This is a genomic window from Nostoc sp. UHCC 0302, from assembly GCF_038096175.1.
Lineage (GTDB): Bacteria > Cyanobacteriota > Cyanobacteriia > Cyanobacteriales > Nostocaceae > UHCC-0302.
The window spans coordinates 4027211-4048245 of the sequence record NZ_CP151099.1; the positions used below are offsets into that span (position 1 = coordinate 4027211).

Sequence of the window (21035 nt, forward strand, 5' to 3'; positions counted from 1 at the left end):
CTGTTATGCAAATAAATTTGCACCTTGACTTGTGAAATTTGTCCTTTGTCATTAGTCATTTTTATTTATAAAGGACAAAGGACAAATGACTAATGACGGTGAGCATTAAAGTTTACGGAATACCGAACTGTGGAACCTGTAAAAAGGCTTTGAAGTGGCTGCAAGACAATGGTGTTGAATATGAGTTTATTAATACCAAAGAAAATCCCCCAATTCGTGAAGAAATCGAAAAGTGGGTAAAATCTTTGGGTTATTTACCCATGCGAAATACCTCTGGTCAAGCTTACCGTGCCTTAAGTGATGATAAGAAAACTTGGACAGATGAGCAGTGGATTGAAGCATTCGCTAATAATGCAATGCTTCTCAAGCGTCCGCTTTTTGTTAAGGATGAAACAGCGGTGCTTGTCGGCTTCAAAGATAAAGAGGGATTAGTACGGGAAAAATTGGCAATTTAACTAATGAAAAATTTTAATAATCACAGGATTTGTCTGAGTAATTAAACATAATTTACTCAGAATAATCATAATTTACTGGTCAATCATCTGGGATTTTTTTAATTTTTCTAATAATTTTTTTAACTCTTATTTTCGCAAAATGTTTGCTTAGAATACAAGTGATTGTTGTAAAAATAATAGTTAATATTTTTACCCTTCCCCCCGCTTTCACACATAAAGCAGGGGACTTTTATATTAGGAGCGTATAGCTGTGCGCCCTTAGTCTGTACTGCATCAAAATTGAAATAAATGCATATATTATCTACCATGTCAATGAAAATTTTATACACAAAAAGTTGTTAAAAAATAGCCGCAACGTTACCCCATTGCCTAATAATCAGATAACAAGATTTTTGAACTGGACATTATGAGTCATAAAAATACTATTAATCTCTTATTTTAGCTGCGAGATGTAGCTGGAATTAATGCGGTGTCTTCTCTTCTCCTATCAAGGACACTGAGAGCAAAGCACACGTGTCTACGCCTGCTGCGGCAAACAATAAATAAACAATTCAAAACCACTTAAAACCCAAACAAGCATATACAATTTAAAGGCATAAGATGAAGCAATTACGGGTGAACTGGTCGCTAGTGCCAATACTAGTAGCGCTAACAGTAACTAGTACAGCAAAAATCACATTTGCTGGTGGATTTGCCCTCAATGAACAGAGTGTCAAAAGTATGGGAAATGCCTTCGCAGGAAGTGCAGCTACTGCTGATGATGCCAGCACAATTTTCTATAATCCGGCAGGATTGACCCGGTTTACAGACAATTCTATAGTTGGGGCTTCCTATGCCATTTTCCCTACAGTCAGTTTTAAAAACCAAGGTTCTAGAATAGTCACAGGTGCGCCATTATCAGGCGGTAATGGTGGAGAGGCAGGTGTTGATATTGTAGTGCCAAACCTCTACGCTGCTTGGAGCGTTTCCGATCGCATAAAACTGGGTATTGGAATTAACGTCCCTTTTGGGCTAGCTACTAAATACAACAGCGACTGGGTTGGGCGCTATCAAGCAGTTGAGTCTAAACTCTCTACGATTAATATTAATCCCACCGTTGCAGCTAAATTGACTGACAATTTTTCTGTAGGTGCGGGGCTGAATATACAATATGCTGAGGCAACACTCTCGAACGCGATCGACTTTGGTTTAATTGGGCGGAGTGCTGGTTTACCTACTCAACCTCAGCAAGCAGATGGTTTTGTCAAAGTCACTGGTTCCGATTGGAGTGTCGGCTATAACCTGGGGGTGATGTACGAACCAACTAAAACTACCCGCATTGGTCTTAGCTACCGTTCTCCAATTACCCAAGACATCCGGGGAAATGCTGACTTCACTGTACCAGGAAGTGCCAGAGTACTCACTGCAAGGGGACAATTTACAGACACAGGAGCCAAGGCTGTTTTGAACTTGCCTGATACATTATCACTTGCTGTGTACCAACAACTTAACCCCCGCTTGGCAATTGTCGGTGATGTTACCTGGACAAACTGGAGCCGCTTCCAAGAACTGCGAGTTGAGTTTGACAACCCAGTTCAAGCAGATAAAGTGCAGCCAGAAAACTGGGATGATACCTACCGCTTTGGAGTTGGGCTAAACTACGCACTAAACGATAGCTTAACACTGCGGACTGGTGTTACCTACGATCCTAGCCCGTTCAGTAATGAATTTTCTACCGCCAGATTACCGGGTGGAGACCGGACTTTAATCGGGTTTGGTGCTAGCTATCGACCTTCAAAGTCACTCAATATAGATTTTGGCTATACCCATGTGTTTGTAGCTGATAATTTTATTAATCAGTCAAATTCTACAGATGGTACGCTAACAGGTAAATTTGAAGGCAGCGTCGATGTCGTTGGGCTACAAATAAATTGGCAATTTTAACAACAGAGAATTCAGGAGCGGAGCCGGAGACGCTCCGCCTCCGGTCAGAATGCAATCAGTGGGGGTCTTAAACCCTTCTATTCATCTGCCCTCCGGGAGAAGGCAGCGCTGCTGACGCTCTTTCGCCTACAGCCCTTTGGGCATCCTACGGCAGGTGTCTCGCTTCGGGAGATGAATTGCTATCGCTGTGCGCTAAGAGCGCCCCGCTACGCTAACACCAGTCGTACAGAATTAATGCTGAATTCTGACTTCTGAATTTTATTTTTCCAACTTGAGACTAAATTTGAGTTGATCTGTGGCTTGTTCAATATTCACAACCATAGCCTGTAACTCCTTCGCCTTTTCCTCGGGTAAGGTGTAATTGGCAAACATCCCTGCTCCTAGTTCAGTTCCTGCCAAATACTTCAGGTTTTCGTTTATCTGATCAGCTGGATAAAACTCGACGTGTAAATGCGCTTCTGGATGTGCTTTACCGTCAGTTGGCGCTTGAAACCAAGCCATTATGTAAGGAAATGGGCGATTCCACAAACCGTCATACTTGAGGGTAACAGTTTTTAAGGCTTTAGCAAGTCCCCGACGCTGCTGTGCGGTAAGCTCAAACAAAGTACCGACTGGCTCTTTTGGCGCAATCCAAACCTCATAAGGGTAACGCGCACATACTGGAACAAAGGCGATCGCATACTCATCTTCATAAATAATTCGCTTGTTTTCCGCTATTTCTTTTTCAATTAAATCCGCCAATAAACCCCGTTGATGCTCTTGGTAAAATCGCCGCTGCATTTCTAACATCCGTGCGGGAATAGGTGGAATAAAAGGATATGCATATATTTGACCATAGGATTGGTGCAAATTAATACCTATATCTGCCTGCCTATTTTCAAATGGCAGCACATATTGAATTTCCTGATTTGCCCCAAGTACACAGGTGCGATCGCCCCATACTTGTAGGAGTAAATCTAAGTGATCTAGTTCCAAGGAACTCAGAGAAGCTCGCGGTTTTTGAGTAAAAACAACAGTTTCACACACGCCATTACCTGGCAATGTTTCAACAATGGACTTAGGCGGCTTGGATGCAGATGGTGTCATCAAGGGGAACCGATTATCGAACACCGCTACGTCATACTTCCCTGGGGGAAGTTCGCTAGAAAATTGCTTGTCGTTGGGTGGTGCGAACGGCTCATACTCTAAGGGTGGCCTAAAAGTTTGCTCTTGCTGATAACTCGCGTAAGCTACCCATTCTCCACGCAATACGTGCCAGCGCAGATGGTAATTTGCCTGTATTGATGGATTGCTGGAGCTAGTTGGGATGATCGTTTCTGTGATCGGAAATCGGCTGTATAAAGTTAGTTGACGGCCATCCGGCTTTAATAGTTGGTGGGAGTACATAATCCTTCTCCTCAAAGGGTTCCAGAGCAAATTGCCTCAAAAGAATATTGAGACCTGCGATGCGCGTACAACAACCAGTTAGCTTGCTCAAAAGTAACCCTTATCTGCATATTGCAAAAATACGCCAAACATTTCAGGATTGTTGACAGTGTTCCCCAGGATAGGCTATCGAATTTCTATCTCTGAGATATTTTAGCAGCGCTGATTTTTTCATACATTGTAAGTATGGAATTTATCTTAGCTCGTGAGATTATGGCACACGTAGCCAAATCTGAAATTTTTGTTCATTTAAGGTGTTTGTATAGGATTTGCAGGCAATTTCCTGGTAATTGGCTCGATTAGGGGGTATGACCCCTCAGTCGCCTAGAGTATCATAATCTTTGAGGGCTTTCTTGTCAAAAATATTATGAAAAACTTGGGTACTTACAATGCAAAAAGCGTACCAAGCAAAATATTAAGTAGGTGTTTCATACAGCCAGTTAATCAGTAGGAATAAATCTTAGTAAAACGCTATAAAAGTGTCATTAGGATATGACATACCTGTAAAAATAAGGATTTTAGCCTCCATTTGGCAAATAGAGCTGTCTGCTAAAAGCGATCGCCTTTGTGTGAATGCCGTTATCAAATCTAGCGCGTCGATATCGTGTTCACTCTAGGCGAACTAGACAAAATTCGCAACATAGTTTTTATCTCCCATGTTGCTTAGATTACGGGCAATTCAAAATATCTAGCATATGCCAGTCAAAAATCTATGAATTATATTGATGTACATCAATAATACTTATCGCCCAAAGTGCAGCGCTCTTTTTGGGCGATCGCTACAGTTTTACGCTATATGCAAACTCATTTGATTTTCTAGTCTTAGCTAGAAAATAGATGTCATACTAATTTTAAATCACCAATTTTTACCTAATAGCAATTCAAATTGAGCTTGTAAAGCCTTGATATCTGCAACTCTTGCCACTAGTAAATTATCTGTGCCAGCATCGCTTAAACGTGCTTTCCAATATCCTACCCTCTCTGAATTATTCAACCAAAACTGAATTACTGTGTCTACTACTTGATCCAGATTCCAATCTTGCTTTGTCGGGACTGATTCCACAGATTCTAAGAACGCATCTAAGGTACATCTCTGTGTTCCCAGGTATTCTATTCCTTCTTGCAGTGGTTCCTGCAAACCTTGCTGTTGGTGGTTAAAGAACTGCAATACAGGAGATACTCCTACAATATCGAAAATATATTTCATTTCAATCCTCCCCTTATTCATTATTTGCACAAAAGTTCTAGTTTTACAATAAAAATAATGTCTTAAAATTTTATAAATTTTATCTAGAAAAAGTAGAACTTTCGTCTATGTCTAAGGTATTCAACTTTAGTCAATAATTAGCACTTACCAGTGGTGAGTGCTAATATTTATTCAATTGTTTTGATGTGTTATTAAAGAGTTTCAACTATTAATTAAGCCATAACATTATTTTTAATAATTTTTTAAATATCTGGCAGATCGTTGGGAAAGGCAAAGTGGCGGCTTAAACTACTGCCTGTTTGTAGGTTGTAGTATATATGGACATTTGGGGTAATGGGTTCCGCTACTGCGACTAAATTTGATTAAATGGATAAACGCTTGCGGCTTCTAGTCGGACATCGCTCTACTTCTGTTTACTATCTTGAAGCGTGGAAGTTCTATAAATGCTTGCTACCTTGCCGATGTTTCTAATTTTCTTCATTAGGGTGAAGAAGCAAATTAAAAAGCGATCGCACAAAGCACAAATGAGATTATTGTTTTACCTGAAGTAAAGCTAACTCAAGCCAGGAAACAGTGGTGCTTCTTCTTGATCGTACTTAGCGAGATAATTCTGGAAGGTTGTACCGCCAGTACCGATATCAGCACCAACTATTTTCAGCTGCCCAATTGCCAGCCCTAAATGCAATTGATGAAACCGTCTTTGCAACTCTTCATAAGCACGTAAATACTTCAAAATTGCACTAGCTTGGGGATGATTTTGCAAATTGACGATGCGTTCTTCTTGAGGGTTACCAGTAACTCGGCTGATGAGAAGTTCATAGTAGTGAACAAGATTATGCTGATGGTATAATTCAAACCATTGCGCCACGTCTTCTCCATAACGGCGATTAAACTCAACTTCCGCAATGTGTAATTCACCCTGTGCATTCTTAGTGCCACCATCCCAATATTTGCGAACACCACTCATAATTTCCAGATGACGAAACTGAAAAGACTGAAAACCGCTAGTGGGGCCGATACTTGTTCTGAACTCAGCAAACGCCCGCATTGTCATGAGAATAGGCATGGTTGTATTTACAACTTCGTAAAAGCGTAGGATACGCCGGAAGAAATAACACGCCTCCCCTGTATTACCAATAATCGAATCTGTTGAATTTTGCAGCGCTTCAGCTAAAGCATCTAAAACTCGTTCCATATCAATAATCATTTGATGGAAAGCAATTTCGCAGGTTTGATGCACAGTAATAAATAAATCTTCGTCCTGAGAAGCAGTTAAAGGCTTTTTGCAGCTGACTAGTGCCTCAATGTTGTGGTAACTCCAGTAGTGATTTTGAGTAACGTCCAGGTTGGGATCTAGTGGCGGTAAAGATTGAGGTTTGTATGATTCAGACATAGTTGGCAAGAATTGGGTATTGGGGACTAGGTACTGGGAACTGAGGCATTGAGCATTAGGAGTCCTGAGTCAAAAGTAAAGAGTCAAGAGGCAAGGCTCCTCCGACTTCTCTGTGTCTCCTAACTACAAAATCAATGACTTTTGCAAGAGACTCCATGAGCTGCGCTCACAACGAATGACGAAAATCTCTCTTGCAATACCCAATGTCCAATACCCAATTTTCATAGAATGTTTAATCTACTCCGCCCTCCGCCCTAATCACCAAATAATTAATTTGGGTAATACGCAGTGGCGAACATTGTTTAGCACTGGCAAAAGGACTCTATATCATTGCAGTAGAAAATGGTTATGTAGTAATCCTATTTCATTTATAAAACTTTTTGGTTCTGCTTTTAATGTTGTAACTTGTGAAAACTAGCTACTTTTCTAATGCGATTGGTGAGAAAAGCTGATTTTAAATATTAAGATAACTTTGCCAACAAAGTCAATCTACTGGTAAAAAACTTGGATTAATGGTACTCTAACTTTTGACATGCGATCGCTGATTTATGGACTATTAATCGCCATTTCCGCTCGTAGTCAACTATCCAAAGACTGAAATTTTTTCTTTTAAAGTATAGCCATTAGTTAGTTGTATAATTTAGGTGACAGATGAAAAATATTAGCTGTAGAGTGAGTTGAAATTTTTCTCTCTTAAAATATTAGTAAATGTTCATGATGAATCAAGCTTGACGGTGTTAGCCTTGCTAGGGGATTATAAAGAGGAGAAAGACAGCTATATAAATGCCAATTATTCTGCTGTTTAACCGCGATTCTAGAAAGGATAAAGCAGCCGATTTGTACTAAGCCTCTTTATTTTTGCAATATATTCAGCTCACCTTTTTACCCTTAGTGTTATTCGATGGTTATTTAAACACTAAACGCTTACAACTGAATTAGGACTGGGAGATGTGGCAAACATTCGGATAGATGTTATTTAGATGTGACAGCAGGTGATGGTAAATAGAAATGTTTTGATGTTCCAGAGTTAAGGGTTTGCATTCGGAGTTTCGATGATGAAACAAACCGAATAATCCTCCGAATATCTGCACAACTGAACCTTGCATCTAAATGTTTTCCCATTGTCAATCAATGAATTTGTGAAAGGGTTTTATTTTTTTGGAGGATATTTTCATGTCTAGTTTATTTCGTTGGTCATCAGCAAGCACTTCTTTATTAGCTCTGGGAATGACGGCGGCTATATTAAGTCCCATAGTGATTTCTGCCCCAGCTTCATCTCAAGAGACTGTCCCCACTACTCCCTCTGATACTCCAGGTGCAACACCAGGTACTCCGTCTGATACTCCAGGCGCGACACCAGCTGCCCCGTCTAATACTCCAGGTGCGGCACCAGCGCCAACTTCCACAGTTAACTTGTCTGATGTTGCCTCGGATTATTGGGCAAGTCCATTCATTCAAGTTTTAGCTGCAAATAACGTAATCGCCGGGTTTCCTGATGGCACATTTAGACCGAATCAACCTGTGACTCGTGCTGAATTTGCAGCCTTGCTGCAAAAAGCTTTTCCTACCCAAAACACAGTTCGGCAAAGCTCAGGTGGATTTAGCGATGTTCCTTCTGGCTATTGGGCCGCTGCTGCAATCCAGAGAGCCTACGAAACTGGATTTTTGGCAGGCTATCCAGGTAACGTGTTTAGACCAAATCAAGAAATCCCCAAGGTACAGGCGCTCGTTTCCATAGCAAATGGTTTGGGTTTTACTAGCAGCGGTAATGCCTCAGAAATTCTCAGTACCAACTACACCGACGCCTCAGCTATTCCAAACTACGCTGTTAATAGTGTAGCAGCAGCAACACAAAGCAATATTGTTGTCAATTATCCAGATGTTAGACAACTCAATCCGCAACAGGCACTAACTCGTGCCGAAGCTGCGGCTATTTTGTACCAAGCTTTAGCTAAGCAGGGACGTGTACAACCCATTGCTAGCAATCTTCCAGCTGCTAGTTATGTTGTTGGTGGAACAGGCGGTACTCAAGCTGGTAACGACATTGTTTCCCTGGCGGCATCTAGTACTTCCTTTACAACCCTGACTTCTTTAATAAAAACAGCTGGTCTAGCTGAAACTCTACAACAACCCGGCCCTTATACAGTTTTCGCTCCCACTGATGAAGCATTTGCTGCTTTACCCGCTGCCACTCTACAGCAGTTACAGCAACCTGAAAACAGAGAAGCATTGGTTAAGATTTTGAGATACCATGTGGTTCCTGGTTCAGTAACTGCTAGTCAACTCACGAGTGGAGAACTGAAAACATTTGAAGACAAACCTGTAAATATTCAAGTTGATCGCGCTAGCAATCAAGTTGCAGTGAACAATGCGAGAGTTATTCAAGCGGATGTTCCAGCTAGTAATGGTGTCATCCATGCGATTAACCAAGTTCTCGTACCACCTGACGTTAAACTCAGTCAGTTAAGTCAGCCATCGCAACCAAATCCTGATACTACTGTTGATGCGGGTAGAGGCACTCGTGGAGGCTCTAGCTATATCGGCGTTGCTGGTAACATTGGTTTGACCGGTGGTGATTCATCTCTGAGCGAAGGTAACATTGCGGTGATCAGTAAAATTGGTCTGACACGCATTATCTCGGTGCGACCATCGGCGGTGTTTGGTGACAGTACAGTGGTTTTGGTTCCCCTAACTTTGGATTTTGCTCCACGGCCTGTTAACCCAACTGGACAAGTTTTCCCCGTATCTCCTTATGCAGGTGCTGGCGTAGCTATTAAAACCAATGATGACGCTCAGGTGGGATTGTTGTTAACTGGTGGTGTAGATATTCCTTTAGGCTCTCGATTTACACTCAACGGTGCTGCAAGTGCAGCTTTTCTGGATGAAACTGATCTTGGGCTGCAACTGGGAGTTGGCTTCAACTTCTAACCATAGCTGAGTTGCACTAAAAGTAACACACGGTAGGGTAGCAGAGTTACGCTACCCTACTTTATTTAAATTGAGTTTCTCTTCATTACGAATTAGAATGCCGCTTGAGTGCTAGGGTAAGTCCATCTCCAATTGGCACAAGAGACAATGTTATCCGTTCATCATCGTGTAACTTCTCATTCAAGGCGCGGATAGCTTGGGTACTTTCATCTTGAATTTGGGGATCGGCAACTTGTCCAGACCACAAAACATTATCAATAGCAATTAATCCACCCGGACGCACTAATTGCAGCGATCGCTCGTAATATCCATCATAATTTTCTTTATCCGCGTCAATAAAAGCAAAATCAAACGTCTCGGCTTGCCCATCTGCTAAGAGTGCATCTAAAGTTTTCAAGGCTGGAGCCAAACGCAAGTCAACTTTGTCAGCAACTCCTGCCTGCTGCCAATATCGCCGAGCGATCGCTGTAAATTCCTCACTGACATCACAAGCAATAATCTTACCATCAGCAGGTAGCGCCAAAGCGACAGAAAGTGAACTGTAACCAGTAAATACGCCTACTTCCAGGGTTTTTTTCGCTCCAATCAACTGCACCAAAAGCCTCATGAACTGACCTTGTTCTGGTGAAATCTGCATTCCGCTTCTGGGATGTCTGGCAGTTTCTTGACGCAACTTCCAAAGAATTTCAGGTTCTCGCACAGAAGTAGCTAAAAGGTAGTCGTAAAGTTGGTTATCAAGACCAATACTTTGTGTTGACATAGTAAATGAGAGAATTTATGCAACTACAGCTATACTAACCCTGAGTAGTATATCTGAAGTAAGATGGTGCGGTTAGTTTTGACAGCAATATTGCTGGTGCTATTGACAGCTTGTGGCAGTATTGGGCTGCTACCGACTAGCGAGTTAGTACAGAAAGCGATCGCACTTGAGTTAAAGCAAACTCAACAGCAACTCAACCAAAAGCTAGATTTAGATTTCCGAAGCTTTGAAATCAAGCGTTTATCTATTAAGCAAGAACAACCCATAACAATTGAAAATTTACCAGCTTTCCGTGTTCTAGGAACTTATGACTTGATTGCCAAGCTACCAAAAAGAGAGTTAACGCAACCCAAAAAACCGTTTGAAGTTTACTTACAAATTCAGCAAGAAGGCAAAACTTGGCGGTTGCTACTTCCAGAAAAGACTAGCAAAGATAGTCAACGCATTTGGCGTAGCTATTTAATTCAATAGCAAGTATGTGCAACTATCAAAACTATCACAAGTGTTTCTGTTGTTACTTTGAGAAAAGGGTAATAAGAAACTTATTGGATAAATATTTTTTTGTTTCACGTAGAGGCATAGAGAAGCCTAGTGAAATTCTGTGTATCCTGTACCGTCATCTTCTGCAAGAATTACAAAATCAAAGGATTCAACTAACGCCTGTATTGCACCAGTTCCGCCATAGGGATAGCTAAAGGGTTCAAACTCAAGTCTAGCTTTATCGGCAGAAACCATACTACAAGCAATTAATTGATATTCACAATTTTGAAAAGCATCAAACATAGACTCAAAGTCCCAAGGAGTTTCAAGACTAAGATCTGTCCACCTCTGTTCTACAGGTGTTGCAAACCAGCGGCGGTAATATTCAGTCTCTTCCTCTCCACTTGGCCACCAAAAATGTGATAGTGCTTTGTGATCAAAAAAAATTAGCCAATCTTCTTCATTACGCCAAGAATTGTTGTCTTTATCTTTCTTAATTTCGTTGAAAACTTGACAAAGAGTATTAAATCTTTTTAAATCATCTACTTGAAACTCTACAAAGCAGTATTCCATTATTTCTCTCTTATTTATTTCTAAGTAGTGGTTCATTTTATTTATATATGTATGTGCAGCTAGAAGAACCATCACAAATATATTTGTATAACTGAGAACTCATAGCCATGATCGAGGTGATGGTTTCATCGGAGACAGGGCAAAATGTATATTAATTTTTTCATTAGTTCAATTGTTGGAATTGTGGTTACGGTGCTGGTAGCTTTTGGCTTACTGCAATGGTTGCACATACCTGCTGGTAATTTTCTCGATTGGGTGATTGGTGGTGCAAGTTTTTGGTGGCTGTTAGTAATTGTTACCGTACCGTGGAATGTGCATTTTCAAGCCAAAGAAGTTTTAGCAGAAGCAGCACAGTCGCAGGAGAAAGGAATTCCAGTTGATCAGAAACAAGTCAAGTACGTTAACTTGTTGGCAAAGCGATCGCTTTGGGTGGCGATCGCCTTACACTTGTTCTCAACTGTTGGTCTTTATACTCTGGCTGCTACTGGTATTAGTACCGTGGGATATGTCAGTTCTGGTGCAGCTTTGTTACTAACTATTTTGCGTCCAGCAATTCGGGCTTACGAATATTTATATGCACGATTAGCGATGATTCGCCAAGAATGGAAGTATCCCCGTGAAGATATTGTCGAACTTCGTGATCGCTTTAATTTTTTAGAAGAGAAAGTTCGGCAAATAGAAGACCAACTTAATTCAGAACAACCTGACTCATTGCCAGCCACTCAACAACGCTTTGCCGAAACAACTCGTAGAGAATTAGCTCAGATTGCTGCCAATTTAGAACAATTACGAGCGACAAACCAAACTGAACATGAACGACTGACGCGGGAAGCAAGAAATGCGATCGCAGAACTTTCCACCGATGGACAATTTCTCGATCATGTCCGCGAAATTATCCGATTTTTTAAATCAGCCTAATTAGACCGATTCAATTAATGATTGCAATAAATCCAGAAGTAGAGACGTTGCAGTGCAACGTCTCTACTATTTATAAATTTTTATTATTTTAGCTCTAGTTATAATATAATTTTCATAAATATTTGCAATAAATCAATTGCCTTTAGGGGTGTATATTTGTACGCTCTGAAGTTTATATTTTTAGCAATAATTTCGTATGAAGGAAAAGGAATTATTTTCTATTGTCTTTTGCGCTTGAATCCTAAACCAATACTTATGGCAGCTAAGCTTAGTAGACCCAAGGTTGATTTAGGTTCTGGAACTGATTCAGAAACCACTAGGGGTGTTAGAAGATAAGCATGAGATTGACCATTTAAGAAACCTCTACCTACAATTTGCCCTTTATTGTTAATATCCCTTGCATCCTCTAGTTCCCAATTCAAATTATCAACAATTAAATTATTAAGATCCTGTAGTTGACCATCCCACAAGAAAGGATGGCGTTGTCCAGTTAGAGGAGAAATTTCAGAAATACTTGAGTACCCAATTACCTGACCCAAGTCATTAATGCCTGTAGCTACACTATAAGTATTTTCATTAGAACCAAGAATACCTAAGCCAAATACATCACCATTAGACCACAATACAGCTTCACCATTTGACGATCCAACCACCTGTCCTACGTTATTAATATCGGAAGCACTATTCTCCGAAGACCCATCCAGTGCAGGTAATTCAACTACTTGACCTTGAGTTAATACAACAGCACTAGAGCCAAAAACAGGCGGTTTTCTGAGAGGCACAGAGATACCAGCAATTTGACCTAAATTATTAATTTCTGTAGGAATGCAAGATGGATTATTAGAAGAAGTTAAACCTGTTTTAATACCGTTTTTCCACAACCAGCCTAAAAATTGATCTTGACCTTTTGAGTTGGTGAACAATACACTACCAACTACGTGACCTAAATCGTTAATTGCTTCTGCCCTGTTGAAATTAGTAATGCCGTTAAAAGAGCCTAGATCAGTAACAATATTTTGATTACCTAAAAGAGGATGATCTCCATTTAAGTCTGAAGAAGTACCTACTATTTGACCACTATTATTAATATCAAGAACAATACCATTTATGCTATTGAACGCTGTTAAATCAGTAAGATTACCATTTGACCATAAAAAACTTTTCTCATTATTAAGAATCACTTGACCAACATCATTAATTCTGTTTGGGGATAAGCCAGGATAGCCACCAAAAGAACCTAAATCAGTAATAGAATACAAAGGTACTGCTTGAGCAGATTTAACTCCAATCAACGCCAAGCTCAAAGCGGCTCCAGCGCTTATAGTAGCTAATTTTGTAAAGATATTATTTTCCATTTTCCTTTTTTGTAATAGAGGTGACTATTCTCTCTGCCTTCTCTGTCTTAAAAAGTTCTGAATCTAAGAAAGCCACTGCTTAGAACTTAGGTGAAGCGTAAAGTCAAGAGGTTAAAAAGGAGTTTTTAGCTAAAATTTTTCCCAACCTTGAGAGGCTAGTCTTGAGTATAACAAACTACCGAGACTTTTCAGAATGTAATTTCGGAAGCATAAGTCCTTCGGACACGCTACGCGAACGCAAAGCCTTGTTTTTTGTTGCGAATGCCTAAGTCCTAACATTACTGGAATCCGTCACCGCACCACTTAACGCGATCGCTTTTGGTATTACACAAAATGCGTAGGCGTAGCCCGTCGTAGACATCGCACTAAAGAACAGATAAATCTCTTATACGCTTTGCCTTTGCTGATTAAGTTGAATTCAATAAGCAAAAACAGATATTGCTTACTCAAACCCCAGTTTGCTTACTCAAAATGTTTAATTGCTTACTCATTTCAGTAAATTCAGCAAGCATTTACAGATATTGCTTTCTCAAACTGGAGTTTGCTTACTCATTTCAGTAGATTCAGCAAGCATTTACAGATATTGCTTTCTCAAACTGGGGTTTGCTTACTCATTTCAGTAGATTCAGCAAGCATTTACAGATATTGCTTTCTCAAACTGGAGTTTGCTTACTCATTTCAGTAAATCGCGCATTCATTACAACTCTTGCCGTGTAGCAAAAGCCATTAGAGATTTGCCGGAATTCTCTCAGGCTGATCAATACGTAAATTTTTTAAAGTAAAGAATATTAACTTTACCTCATAAAAGGTGTACATAATGGCTCGGAAAAAAAGAAGCTCTCAAGTGTTAGAAAAGGCAGTACGTCGCGCAGCTGGCATTAATTCAATTGGTGTGAATTTAGATTTAGGCAATGGACTCACCCAGCCTGCCTTCTCAACTCTAATTGAGACGATGCGAACTCAAGAGAATGCGTACAACACTGCTCTTTCTAACCTAGATAAGTTGTATCGCGAAATGCTAGAAACAGAAGACGAATTAGCAGATATGGCAGAGCATATGCTAATGGCAGTTGGGACTCGATATGGCAAAAGCAGTGTGGAGTATGGTATGGCGGGAGGTGTTCCTAAAAGCCAGCGCCGCAGGGGACTGCGAGGCGAGTCGCCAGCTCCCACACAACAACCGTCATTTGTTGCTACTGTCAACGGCAACGGCAGCAAAGCAGCTACAACTTAGGATGTGCGTCAGTAGAATTTGTAGTGACTTCTACTACAAAAGTTATTCTTCCAAAGAATTGGTATCAATTAGTATATTTAAGAAGTTTTCTTCTTTCCTCTTTGGTAAGCCTGTAATAAATATTCACCATTGAAGTGAATTAAGTGGGTTGCATCTTCAGCAACCCAGACATCTGTTTCCCAAGCAATATCTGCCAAGTATTCTACCATTGCCTTACAGCTAAGAAATGTTGTCACCATAACCAGAGGTACTTTGATTCCTTGGAATAAAGTTTCAAGTTCCTTCTTTCGCTTAGGATTAATTGGGCCATGTGACGTTACAGCTTCAATCAACACTAACCAGTTACTTGTGATTAAATGAATGATGACATCTGGCATTTTACCGTGAGAATCGACAGTAACACCTAAATCTGTTAACGCTACTTCATCAAAGTGAGCAAACTTTTCATCTGTATCACCAATATAGATAAGCTTTCCACCAGGAGTAAAACGAGGAGCAAAATCAGTAATAATTTTCTCAATTAAAATATTCTGGCCACCAGGCGATAAAGTTTTAATTTTACCGTCAATTACTATTGGAATGCGAGACATTTCACGCTCTTGAGCATACTGCTTTTTCAAGGTTTCAATCGAAGCAAGGTAAGTGCGGATGCTCTTTTCCCATTCACCAGTACCGTAAGTTCGTAATAGTTCAAGCGCACTCTCTTCAATCTGATAAACAGTTTTGGGGCTGTTGATAGGACGGCTCGGATCATCTGGATTAACAACTATCAAAGCTGCATCAAGAAATTGATGTACTGTCTGGCGGCGAACTGTTTCTCTTGTATTAGGCTTATAAGTTTTGCCATAGTACTGAGCCATGAAGTCCATCATCGGCGTAATTCCCATTAAAGGGGAAGCTGCTGATTGCCAAGAGTCTAACGGTTTTAAGTCAAGCAATGCTAGAAGAGTTAAGGCTGAGCGATCATTAAGTTGTCCTTTGGGAAAGCCTAAATAAGCTAGGATTTGCAGTGCTTCATCAATTCGAGACTTAATTGCGATCGGGTTATTGCTTGACTGATTTGTCATACTCAGTAGCTTATCTTCTATAAGTTCATCAATTTCTCGCACAGAGGGAAACTGCTGTTTAATCTCAGTACCTAAAGATAATAACTGTTCTAAAGTAGGGTACTTTAATTGTCGTAAATCTGTGGCATTGACCTGAGTATGCCCATTAAACAATCGAAAGAAAGAATCAACCAGGGTTGAATTGAGATAAACAGCAAGCCCACGAGCTAAGGTAAGGCTAAGTCCACGCCCATCTTTATGAAAGTAATTCAAATGATTTTCAAAACCGACATAAGCATAATCAAATTGGTCGGCATCATAAACCACCGCAACAATCCGTCTTTTCTCTTCTTTGGAGGAGAATCTTTTGCATAAGACGTAATGCTCATTTGGTATTAACAGCTTCTCTGTTTCTGCTGTATGCGCTATAGCTTGAGGCTTTTTAGTTATTTTTGGATGTTCTACATATCCAACCGAGAAATTAACCGGGTAAATCAAAGGAACAGTGTTTTTTTCTGAATTTGTTCTTAAATAATCTTTTGCTCGAAAATCAACAACCCGTCCAGTTGAAACTGTCAGTTCCAAGTCTTTTAATGTGCAAGTGAAAAGCGACATTCGTTGCACAATTTGCTGACTAATCCTATCTGGAAGGATATGAATGAACTGTTCTGGATCATCAAAGTGGACTAAATCTGCATATGGTACAGAGTTTAACAGAATAAAGTCATCCTTAGCACCAAAGCTAGTATTGATTATTACGTTGCTAAACTTTTGTTCTTGTTTCGTAGCTTGGATGATGAGAGTTTCCTGTAAAACATTATCGTCATTAAATGCTTCTTGTCGTGACTCAAAAAGATGTAATTGCTGTAGAGCCATCATCTCCAAAAACATCTTACGGAAGTCACGAAAATAAGGCCCATTGCAAAAACTACGCGGGGTAATAGCAACAAACTCCCCTTTTGGTTTTAGAAGTTGTGCTGTAGCAGCCATAAAACCAGTATAAAGATTGCTAGTCTCCAAACCGATTGAACGCAGCAATTCGCGTACTTTACTATTAGCGTTGATTTTTAAATAAGGTGGATTGAGGATAGCATGAGTAAATTCTGGTGTGTTTGCACTATTCAAAAAACTAATTTGAAGTAGTCTAACTGTATCTTCGATAAAATCAGTCTCACGAATTTCGTAATAGAAGGAAATACCCAGATGCTGACATTGTTTCTCACATAACTCTAGAGTCTGGCGTAAATATCCAATTAGAAAAGGGTCAATTTCATAGGCGACAACGCGCAAACTTGAAGTTTGTTGATGGGCGCATACTTTTGCCACAAAAGCAGCTAGTAATGAACCAATTCCTGCTCCAGCATCAAGCAAAGATATTTCCGGCAAATCCAGCCTATTAAACATACCAGCCATTAATTCTGCTACTGAGGCGGGAGTCAAAAACTGACCCATTGACCCTTTATTGTCTCGCAATAGCTTCAAACTTGCTACAGCCCGACGAAGATCCACTTCTGTAAGCAAGTTTTTACTTGATACTTCTGCTAAACTGCTGAAGTTTAAATTACTATTATGATTCGCTACAAACACTCTACTACTTGATGGGACAATCACTGTTTGTTTTGTTAACTCCTTCTTCGAGATGAGGGAGAAATAACTCCTGTACAGACGCGTAGACGCTCGAAGAGCGGCTTCTCGTAAGAGTATAATCGCGTCTCTACTTAAAGCAATCCTGCTGATTCATACAATCGTTTGAGCATCGCTGTAATCTTTGCACCATAGTCTAAATCTGCTGCCCAGCGACCAGAAAGCTGTTCAATCAACGGAGCAATACCGCGCGTCACAAAACGAAACCGTGGATCTACAACTTCGTTCACAAGAGGTTCTAAACTAGCGTAAGCTTTTAGGTGTTGGATGTGCGCTCTCACACCAATCCTGGCGCTTTCAAAAGATGCAGCTTCTGCACCACCACCAATTGCACCTAAGCCGGCAAAGTTATTTTGCTCAGGCCTGATACCACCGCCAAACCGTAAAAATCCAGTTTCTACACACATTTGGCAAAAGGCAATGTCATAGTTCACTCCCTCCATACCCGCTTCTTCTCGATAAAGTTTTGGTATATCAGGAAATTTGACCAAAGCATTTTCATTGCTATTCCTCAGAAATAGTTGTAACTGTACTTCTGAAGCATTACCATTCGACATCACTCGGTCAAATTGACCAGGGCAAACTGTCAAATTTGAGCGCAAGCTGACAGTGCGAGTTGAAGCATCCCAGTTCACTGAAACATTAAAATCTCGTAATTCAATGGCTTTAACATACACAATTTTGCGATAGGTAATTCTGTTAACATTAGTAGTTTTTGACAGGTCAATTCGCAGACGATCTACTAAATCAATAGGGATGTAAGCATTACCATTAACTAAAACTCCTTGTTCTGAATATTTCTGCCCGTTAATATTAATATTGATTGCTGTATAAGTCTGTTCTTGAGGATTTTCAACATTGGGGTCAATTACACGGCTCCAAGATGCCAGCCCATCAGCAATGCCCAGAGCAAAATCGCGGCGACGAGTTTGTAGCAAAGAGCGATCCTCTGGACTGCTAAGAAACGCTACTTGCATCAATAAAGCCGGTAATGTTGTTTGCCGACAAAATGCTAAACGACCTAATCCACTCTCTGTATCTGGTTTGACTCCCCGATTTGGCAACTGGGGTACACGGCGCAACAACCCGACTAGCAGTAATCCAGCATTGCTTTTGCGCTCACTATTGTTAGCAATGTAAAAAACACTAGCTCCGCGCACAGAAGGAGTATTAGCCGCATCAGCCTGAATTTCTAAGGCGACATCACCCCTACGTCCACGAGAATTTATCCAGGCGATCGTTTGAGTAGCGCTCAAGTCATCGGGAACTGCCAAAACTTCAGAATTTCGCGCTCTCAGTTCCGTGACAATCAAATCCCGCAGCAGAATCATCTCTTGAGCTTCAGTTGTACCACCTGCGATCGCTCCTGGATCGATTCCTCCAGCTTCTTTGCCTCCGTGAGCAGCTGAAATAAAAATACGTCCCATCTTCAGTATTTCCTCTGATAAAATTAAGCGTAAGCAATTCTAGACATAATTGGTGGCTTAGCAACAAGAATATAATAGCTATCAGAAGTCATTTGTCATTTGTACTTTGTTATTTCTCCAAAGTTCATGCGAAATGGTCAAGGGAGACAAGGGTGAGGATAACTCATGACAAATGACCAATACTTCTTTACGAGAGGCTGCGCCCTAAGCGTAGCTATGCCGCAGGCTTTACGGCTTCTCTGCGAGACGCTACGCGAACCTCAGTACAAGTGACCAATACTTCGACTTCGCTCAGTACAAATGACAAAATATGCAAATCCCCCGCTTGCACCCAGACACAATTGAAGAAGTTAAACTCCGGGCTGACATTGTAGATGTCGTCTCTGAGTACGTAGTTTTACGCAAGCGCGGGAAAGATTTCGTTGGTTTATGTCCCTTCCATGATGAAAAATCTCCCAGCTTTACTGTCAGCCAAACCAAGCAAATGTACTATTGCTTCGGCTGTCAAGCTGGAGGCAATGCCATTAAGTTTGTCATGGAATTGGGAAAGCGCTCTTTTGCGGAAGTAGTGCTAGATTTAGCACGGCGTTACCAAGTGCCTGTGCAAACCCTGGAACCAGAACAAAGGCAAGAATTACAACGTCAATTGTCTTTGCGTGAGCAGTTATATGAAGTTCTCGCTTCAACAGCACAGTTTTATCAACACGCCCTGAGACAATCTCAAGGACAGAAGGCGATTGAGTATTTGCAATCTAACCGCCGACTCAAGGAAGAAACTATTCAACAGTTTGGCTTAGGTTATGCGCCCGCCAGTTGGGAAACACTGCATCGCTATTTGGTAGAAGATAAACACTACCCAGTGCAACTAGTAGAAAAAGCAGGGTTGATTAAAGCGCGTAAGGAAGGGGGCGGTTATTATGATGTGTTTCGCGATCGCCTCATGATTCCCATCCGCGATGTGCAAGGGCGCGTCATCGCTTTCGGGGGGAGAACTCTTACCGACGAACAACCCAAGTACTTAAATTCCCCAGAAACGGAACTTTTTAGTAAAGGGAAAACATTATTTGCCCTAGATCAAGCCAAATCTGGGATTTCTCAAGTTGATCAAGCAGTGGTAGTGGAGGGATATTTTGATGCGATCGCTCTCCATGCAGCTGGGATTAACAACACCGTCGCCTCACTCGGCACGGCATTAAGCTTGGAGCAAGTAAGGTTAGTATTACGGTATACTGAATCTAAACAATTGGTACTCAACTTTGACGCTGATAAAGCTGGGACAAATGCCGCAGAAAGAGCGATCGGTGAAATAGCGGAACTGGCATATAAAGGCGAAGTCCAGCTAAAGATTCTCAACCTCCCAGATGGCAAAGATGCTGATGAATATTTGCATAGCCACACAGCAGACAACTATCGCCAACTGTTAGAGAATGCCTCACTTTGGCTTGACTGGCAAATTCAGCAAATTACGAAAGACCGTGACTTAAAACAGGCTACTGATTTTCAGCAAGTAACTCAGCAATTAGTAAAATTACTAAAAAATATAGACAACAGCGATACCCTTAACTACTATATTTCTCGTTGTGCAGAAATACTTAGCTTAGGGGATACCAGACTTATACCTTTACGAGTAGAAAATCTGTTCACTCAAATTGCTCCGCCGGGGTCGCGAAACCTTGCGCCTGTGACAACAACACGGCTACGCAAGCAGCAAGCTTTAGCAGCCAAGCAATCTCTTGTAACTGGCGATCGCACTCTTTTAGAACAAGCAGAGGCTTTGTTGCTGCTAATTTATCTGCATTGTCCAGAACAACGCCAAGCAATTGTGAATGAACTTGAGGAACGAGACTTACAATTTAGTCTTTCGCACCACCGATTTTTGTGGCGACAGATTTTAGAATCTACTGGAGAGCAGGTAAATTTAGTCTCAACTATTCAAGACAGATATTTAGAGTTGTCTGAGGAATTGGGATTAGTGTCCCATTTGTTTCATCTGAATGAGAAAAGTAAGAAAGAAGTGCTTCGTACTCCCCAAGTAATTCAAGCTGCGATCGCTTGTATGGAAAGAGTATTACGAGAAAAACGCTATCGCCACTTCTTGGAACTTTGGCAGCAAACCGATTCAGAAGCTGAACCAGAGCGATATCAATCTTATTATCAAGCTTTATATGCTGAAAAACTGCGCCTTCAGGAACTAGACCGCTTGCGGCAATTTTCCATTACAGACTTACTCTAGGCTAGAGAGGCAGCATTTTCCTTAGCTCAATCTC

15 protein-coding genes are annotated in these 21035 nt (G+C 40.8%); 7 read left to right on the forward strand and 8 right to left on the reverse strand.

Annotated elements, in window-relative coordinates:
• The first annotated feature begins 98 nt into the window (after window positions 1-98).
• Together WKK05_RS17430 and WKK05_RS17435 are read left to right on the forward strand one after the other, a co-directional pair.
• On the forward strand, window positions 99-455 hold the full coding sequence (locus WKK05_RS17430) for a Spx/MgsR family RNA polymerase-binding regulatory protein (RefSeq protein ID WP_341531111.1): 357 nt from the start codon (window positions 99-101) through the stop codon (window positions 453-455).
• Between the two features lie 600 nt (window positions 456-1055).
• The gene (locus tag WKK05_RS17435) at window positions 1056-2378 is read left to right on the forward strand and encodes an outer membrane protein transport protein (RefSeq protein WP_341530843.1); all 1323 of its coding nucleotides are present in this window, start codon (window positions 1056-1058) and stop codon (window positions 2376-2378) included.
• A 258-nt stretch (window positions 2379-2636) separates the two neighbouring features.
• On the opposite strand, the gene galT is transcribed toward WKK05_RS17435, so the two are convergent.
• From galT to WKK05_RS17450, 3 genes are all read right to left on the reverse strand, one after another.
• Window positions 2637-3764 (reverse strand): galactose-1-phosphate uridylyltransferase, encoded by a 1128-nt coding sequence (gene galT / locus WKK05_RS17440; protein WP_341530844.1) that lies wholly within the window; start codon window positions 3762-3764, stop codon window positions 2637-2639.
• Window positions 3765-4659: 895 nt separating this feature from the next.
• Window positions 4660-5010: a hypothetical protein gene (locus WKK05_RS17445; protein ID WP_341530845.1), complete on the reverse strand. Its 351-nt coding sequence runs from the start codon at window positions 5008-5010 to the stop codon at window positions 4660-4662.
• 553 nt (window positions 5011-5563) lie between these two features.
• Window positions 5564-6403, reverse strand: a complete 840-nt coding sequence (locus WKK05_RS17450; protein WP_341530846.1) for a tryptophan 2,3-dioxygenase family protein — start codon at window positions 6401-6403, stop codon at window positions 5564-5566.
• 1173 nt (window positions 6404-7576) lie between these two features.
• On the opposite strand from WKK05_RS17450, the gene WKK05_RS17455 reads away from it, so the two are divergent.
• A complete protein-coding gene (locus WKK05_RS17455) occupies window positions 7577-9331 on the forward strand; it encodes a fasciclin domain-containing protein (protein ID WP_341530847.1) in 1755 nt (584 codons plus the stop codon).
• Between the two features lie 85 nt (window positions 9332-9416).
• Here WKK05_RS17455 and WKK05_RS17460 read toward each other — a convergent pair whose 3' ends face one another.
• On the reverse strand, window positions 9417-10091 hold the full coding sequence (locus WKK05_RS17460) for a class I SAM-dependent methyltransferase (protein WP_341530848.1): 675 nt from the start codon (window positions 10089-10091) through the stop codon (window positions 9417-9419).
• A 63-nt stretch (window positions 10092-10154) separates the two neighbouring features.
• On the opposite strand from WKK05_RS17460, the gene WKK05_RS17465 reads away from it, so the two are divergent.
• Complete coding sequence (locus tag WKK05_RS17465; RefSeq protein WP_341530849.1) at window positions 10155-10562, forward strand: hypothetical protein; 408 nt, start codon at window positions 10155-10157, stop codon at window positions 10560-10562.
• A gap of 117 nt (window positions 10563-10679) precedes the next feature.
• Here WKK05_RS17465 and WKK05_RS17470 read toward each other — a convergent pair whose 3' ends face one another.
• On the reverse strand, window positions 10680-11216 hold the full coding sequence (locus WKK05_RS17470; protein WP_341530850.1) for a hypothetical protein: 537 nt from the start codon (window positions 11214-11216) through the stop codon (window positions 10680-10682).
• Between the two features lie 72 nt (window positions 11217-11288).
• Here WKK05_RS17470 and WKK05_RS17475 point away from each other — a divergent pair, with 72 nt between their 5' ends.
• Window positions 11289-12062 carry a hypothetical protein gene (locus tag WKK05_RS17475; RefSeq protein WP_341530851.1) on the forward strand — a complete coding sequence of 258 codons (774 nt, stop codon included), beginning with the start codon at window positions 11289-11291 and terminating at the stop codon, window positions 12060-12062.
• Window positions 12063-12280: 218 nt separating this feature from the next.
• Here the strand turns inward: WKK05_RS17475 and WKK05_RS17480 are convergent, their stop codons facing one another.
• Window positions 12281-13417 (reverse strand): PEP-CTERM sorting domain-containing protein, encoded by a 1137-nt coding sequence (locus WKK05_RS17480; protein WP_341530852.1) that lies wholly within the window; start codon window positions 13415-13417, stop codon window positions 12281-12283.
• Between the two features lie 817 nt (window positions 13418-14234).
• On the opposite strand from WKK05_RS17480, the gene WKK05_RS17485 reads away from it, so the two are divergent.
• Complete coding sequence (locus WKK05_RS17485; RefSeq protein WP_341530853.1) at window positions 14235-14651, forward strand: hypothetical protein; 417 nt, start codon at window positions 14235-14237, stop codon at window positions 14649-14651.
• A gap of 77 nt (window positions 14652-14728) precedes the next feature.
• Here the strand turns inward: WKK05_RS17485 and WKK05_RS17490 are convergent, their stop codons facing one another.
• Together WKK05_RS17490 and WKK05_RS17495 are read right to left on the reverse strand one after the other, a co-directional pair.
• Entirely contained in the window at window positions 14729-17308 is a 2580-nt protein-coding gene (locus tag WKK05_RS17490; RefSeq protein WP_341530854.1) for a BsuBI/PstI family type II restriction endonuclease, read from the reverse strand.
• Between the two features lie 107 nt (window positions 17309-17415).
• On the reverse strand, window positions 17416-18768 hold the full coding sequence (locus tag WKK05_RS17495; protein ID WP_341530855.1) for an N-acetylmuramoyl-L-alanine amidase: 1353 nt from the start codon (window positions 18766-18768) through the stop codon (window positions 17416-17418).
• A gap of 310 nt (window positions 18769-19078) precedes the next feature.
• Between WKK05_RS17495 and dnaG the strand changes: the two genes are divergently transcribed.
• Complete coding sequence (gene dnaG / locus WKK05_RS17500; RefSeq protein ID WP_341530856.1) at window positions 19079-21001, forward strand: DNA primase; 1923 nt, start codon at window positions 19079-19081, stop codon at window positions 20999-21001.
• The last annotated feature ends 34 nt before the right edge of the window (window positions 21002-21035 follow it).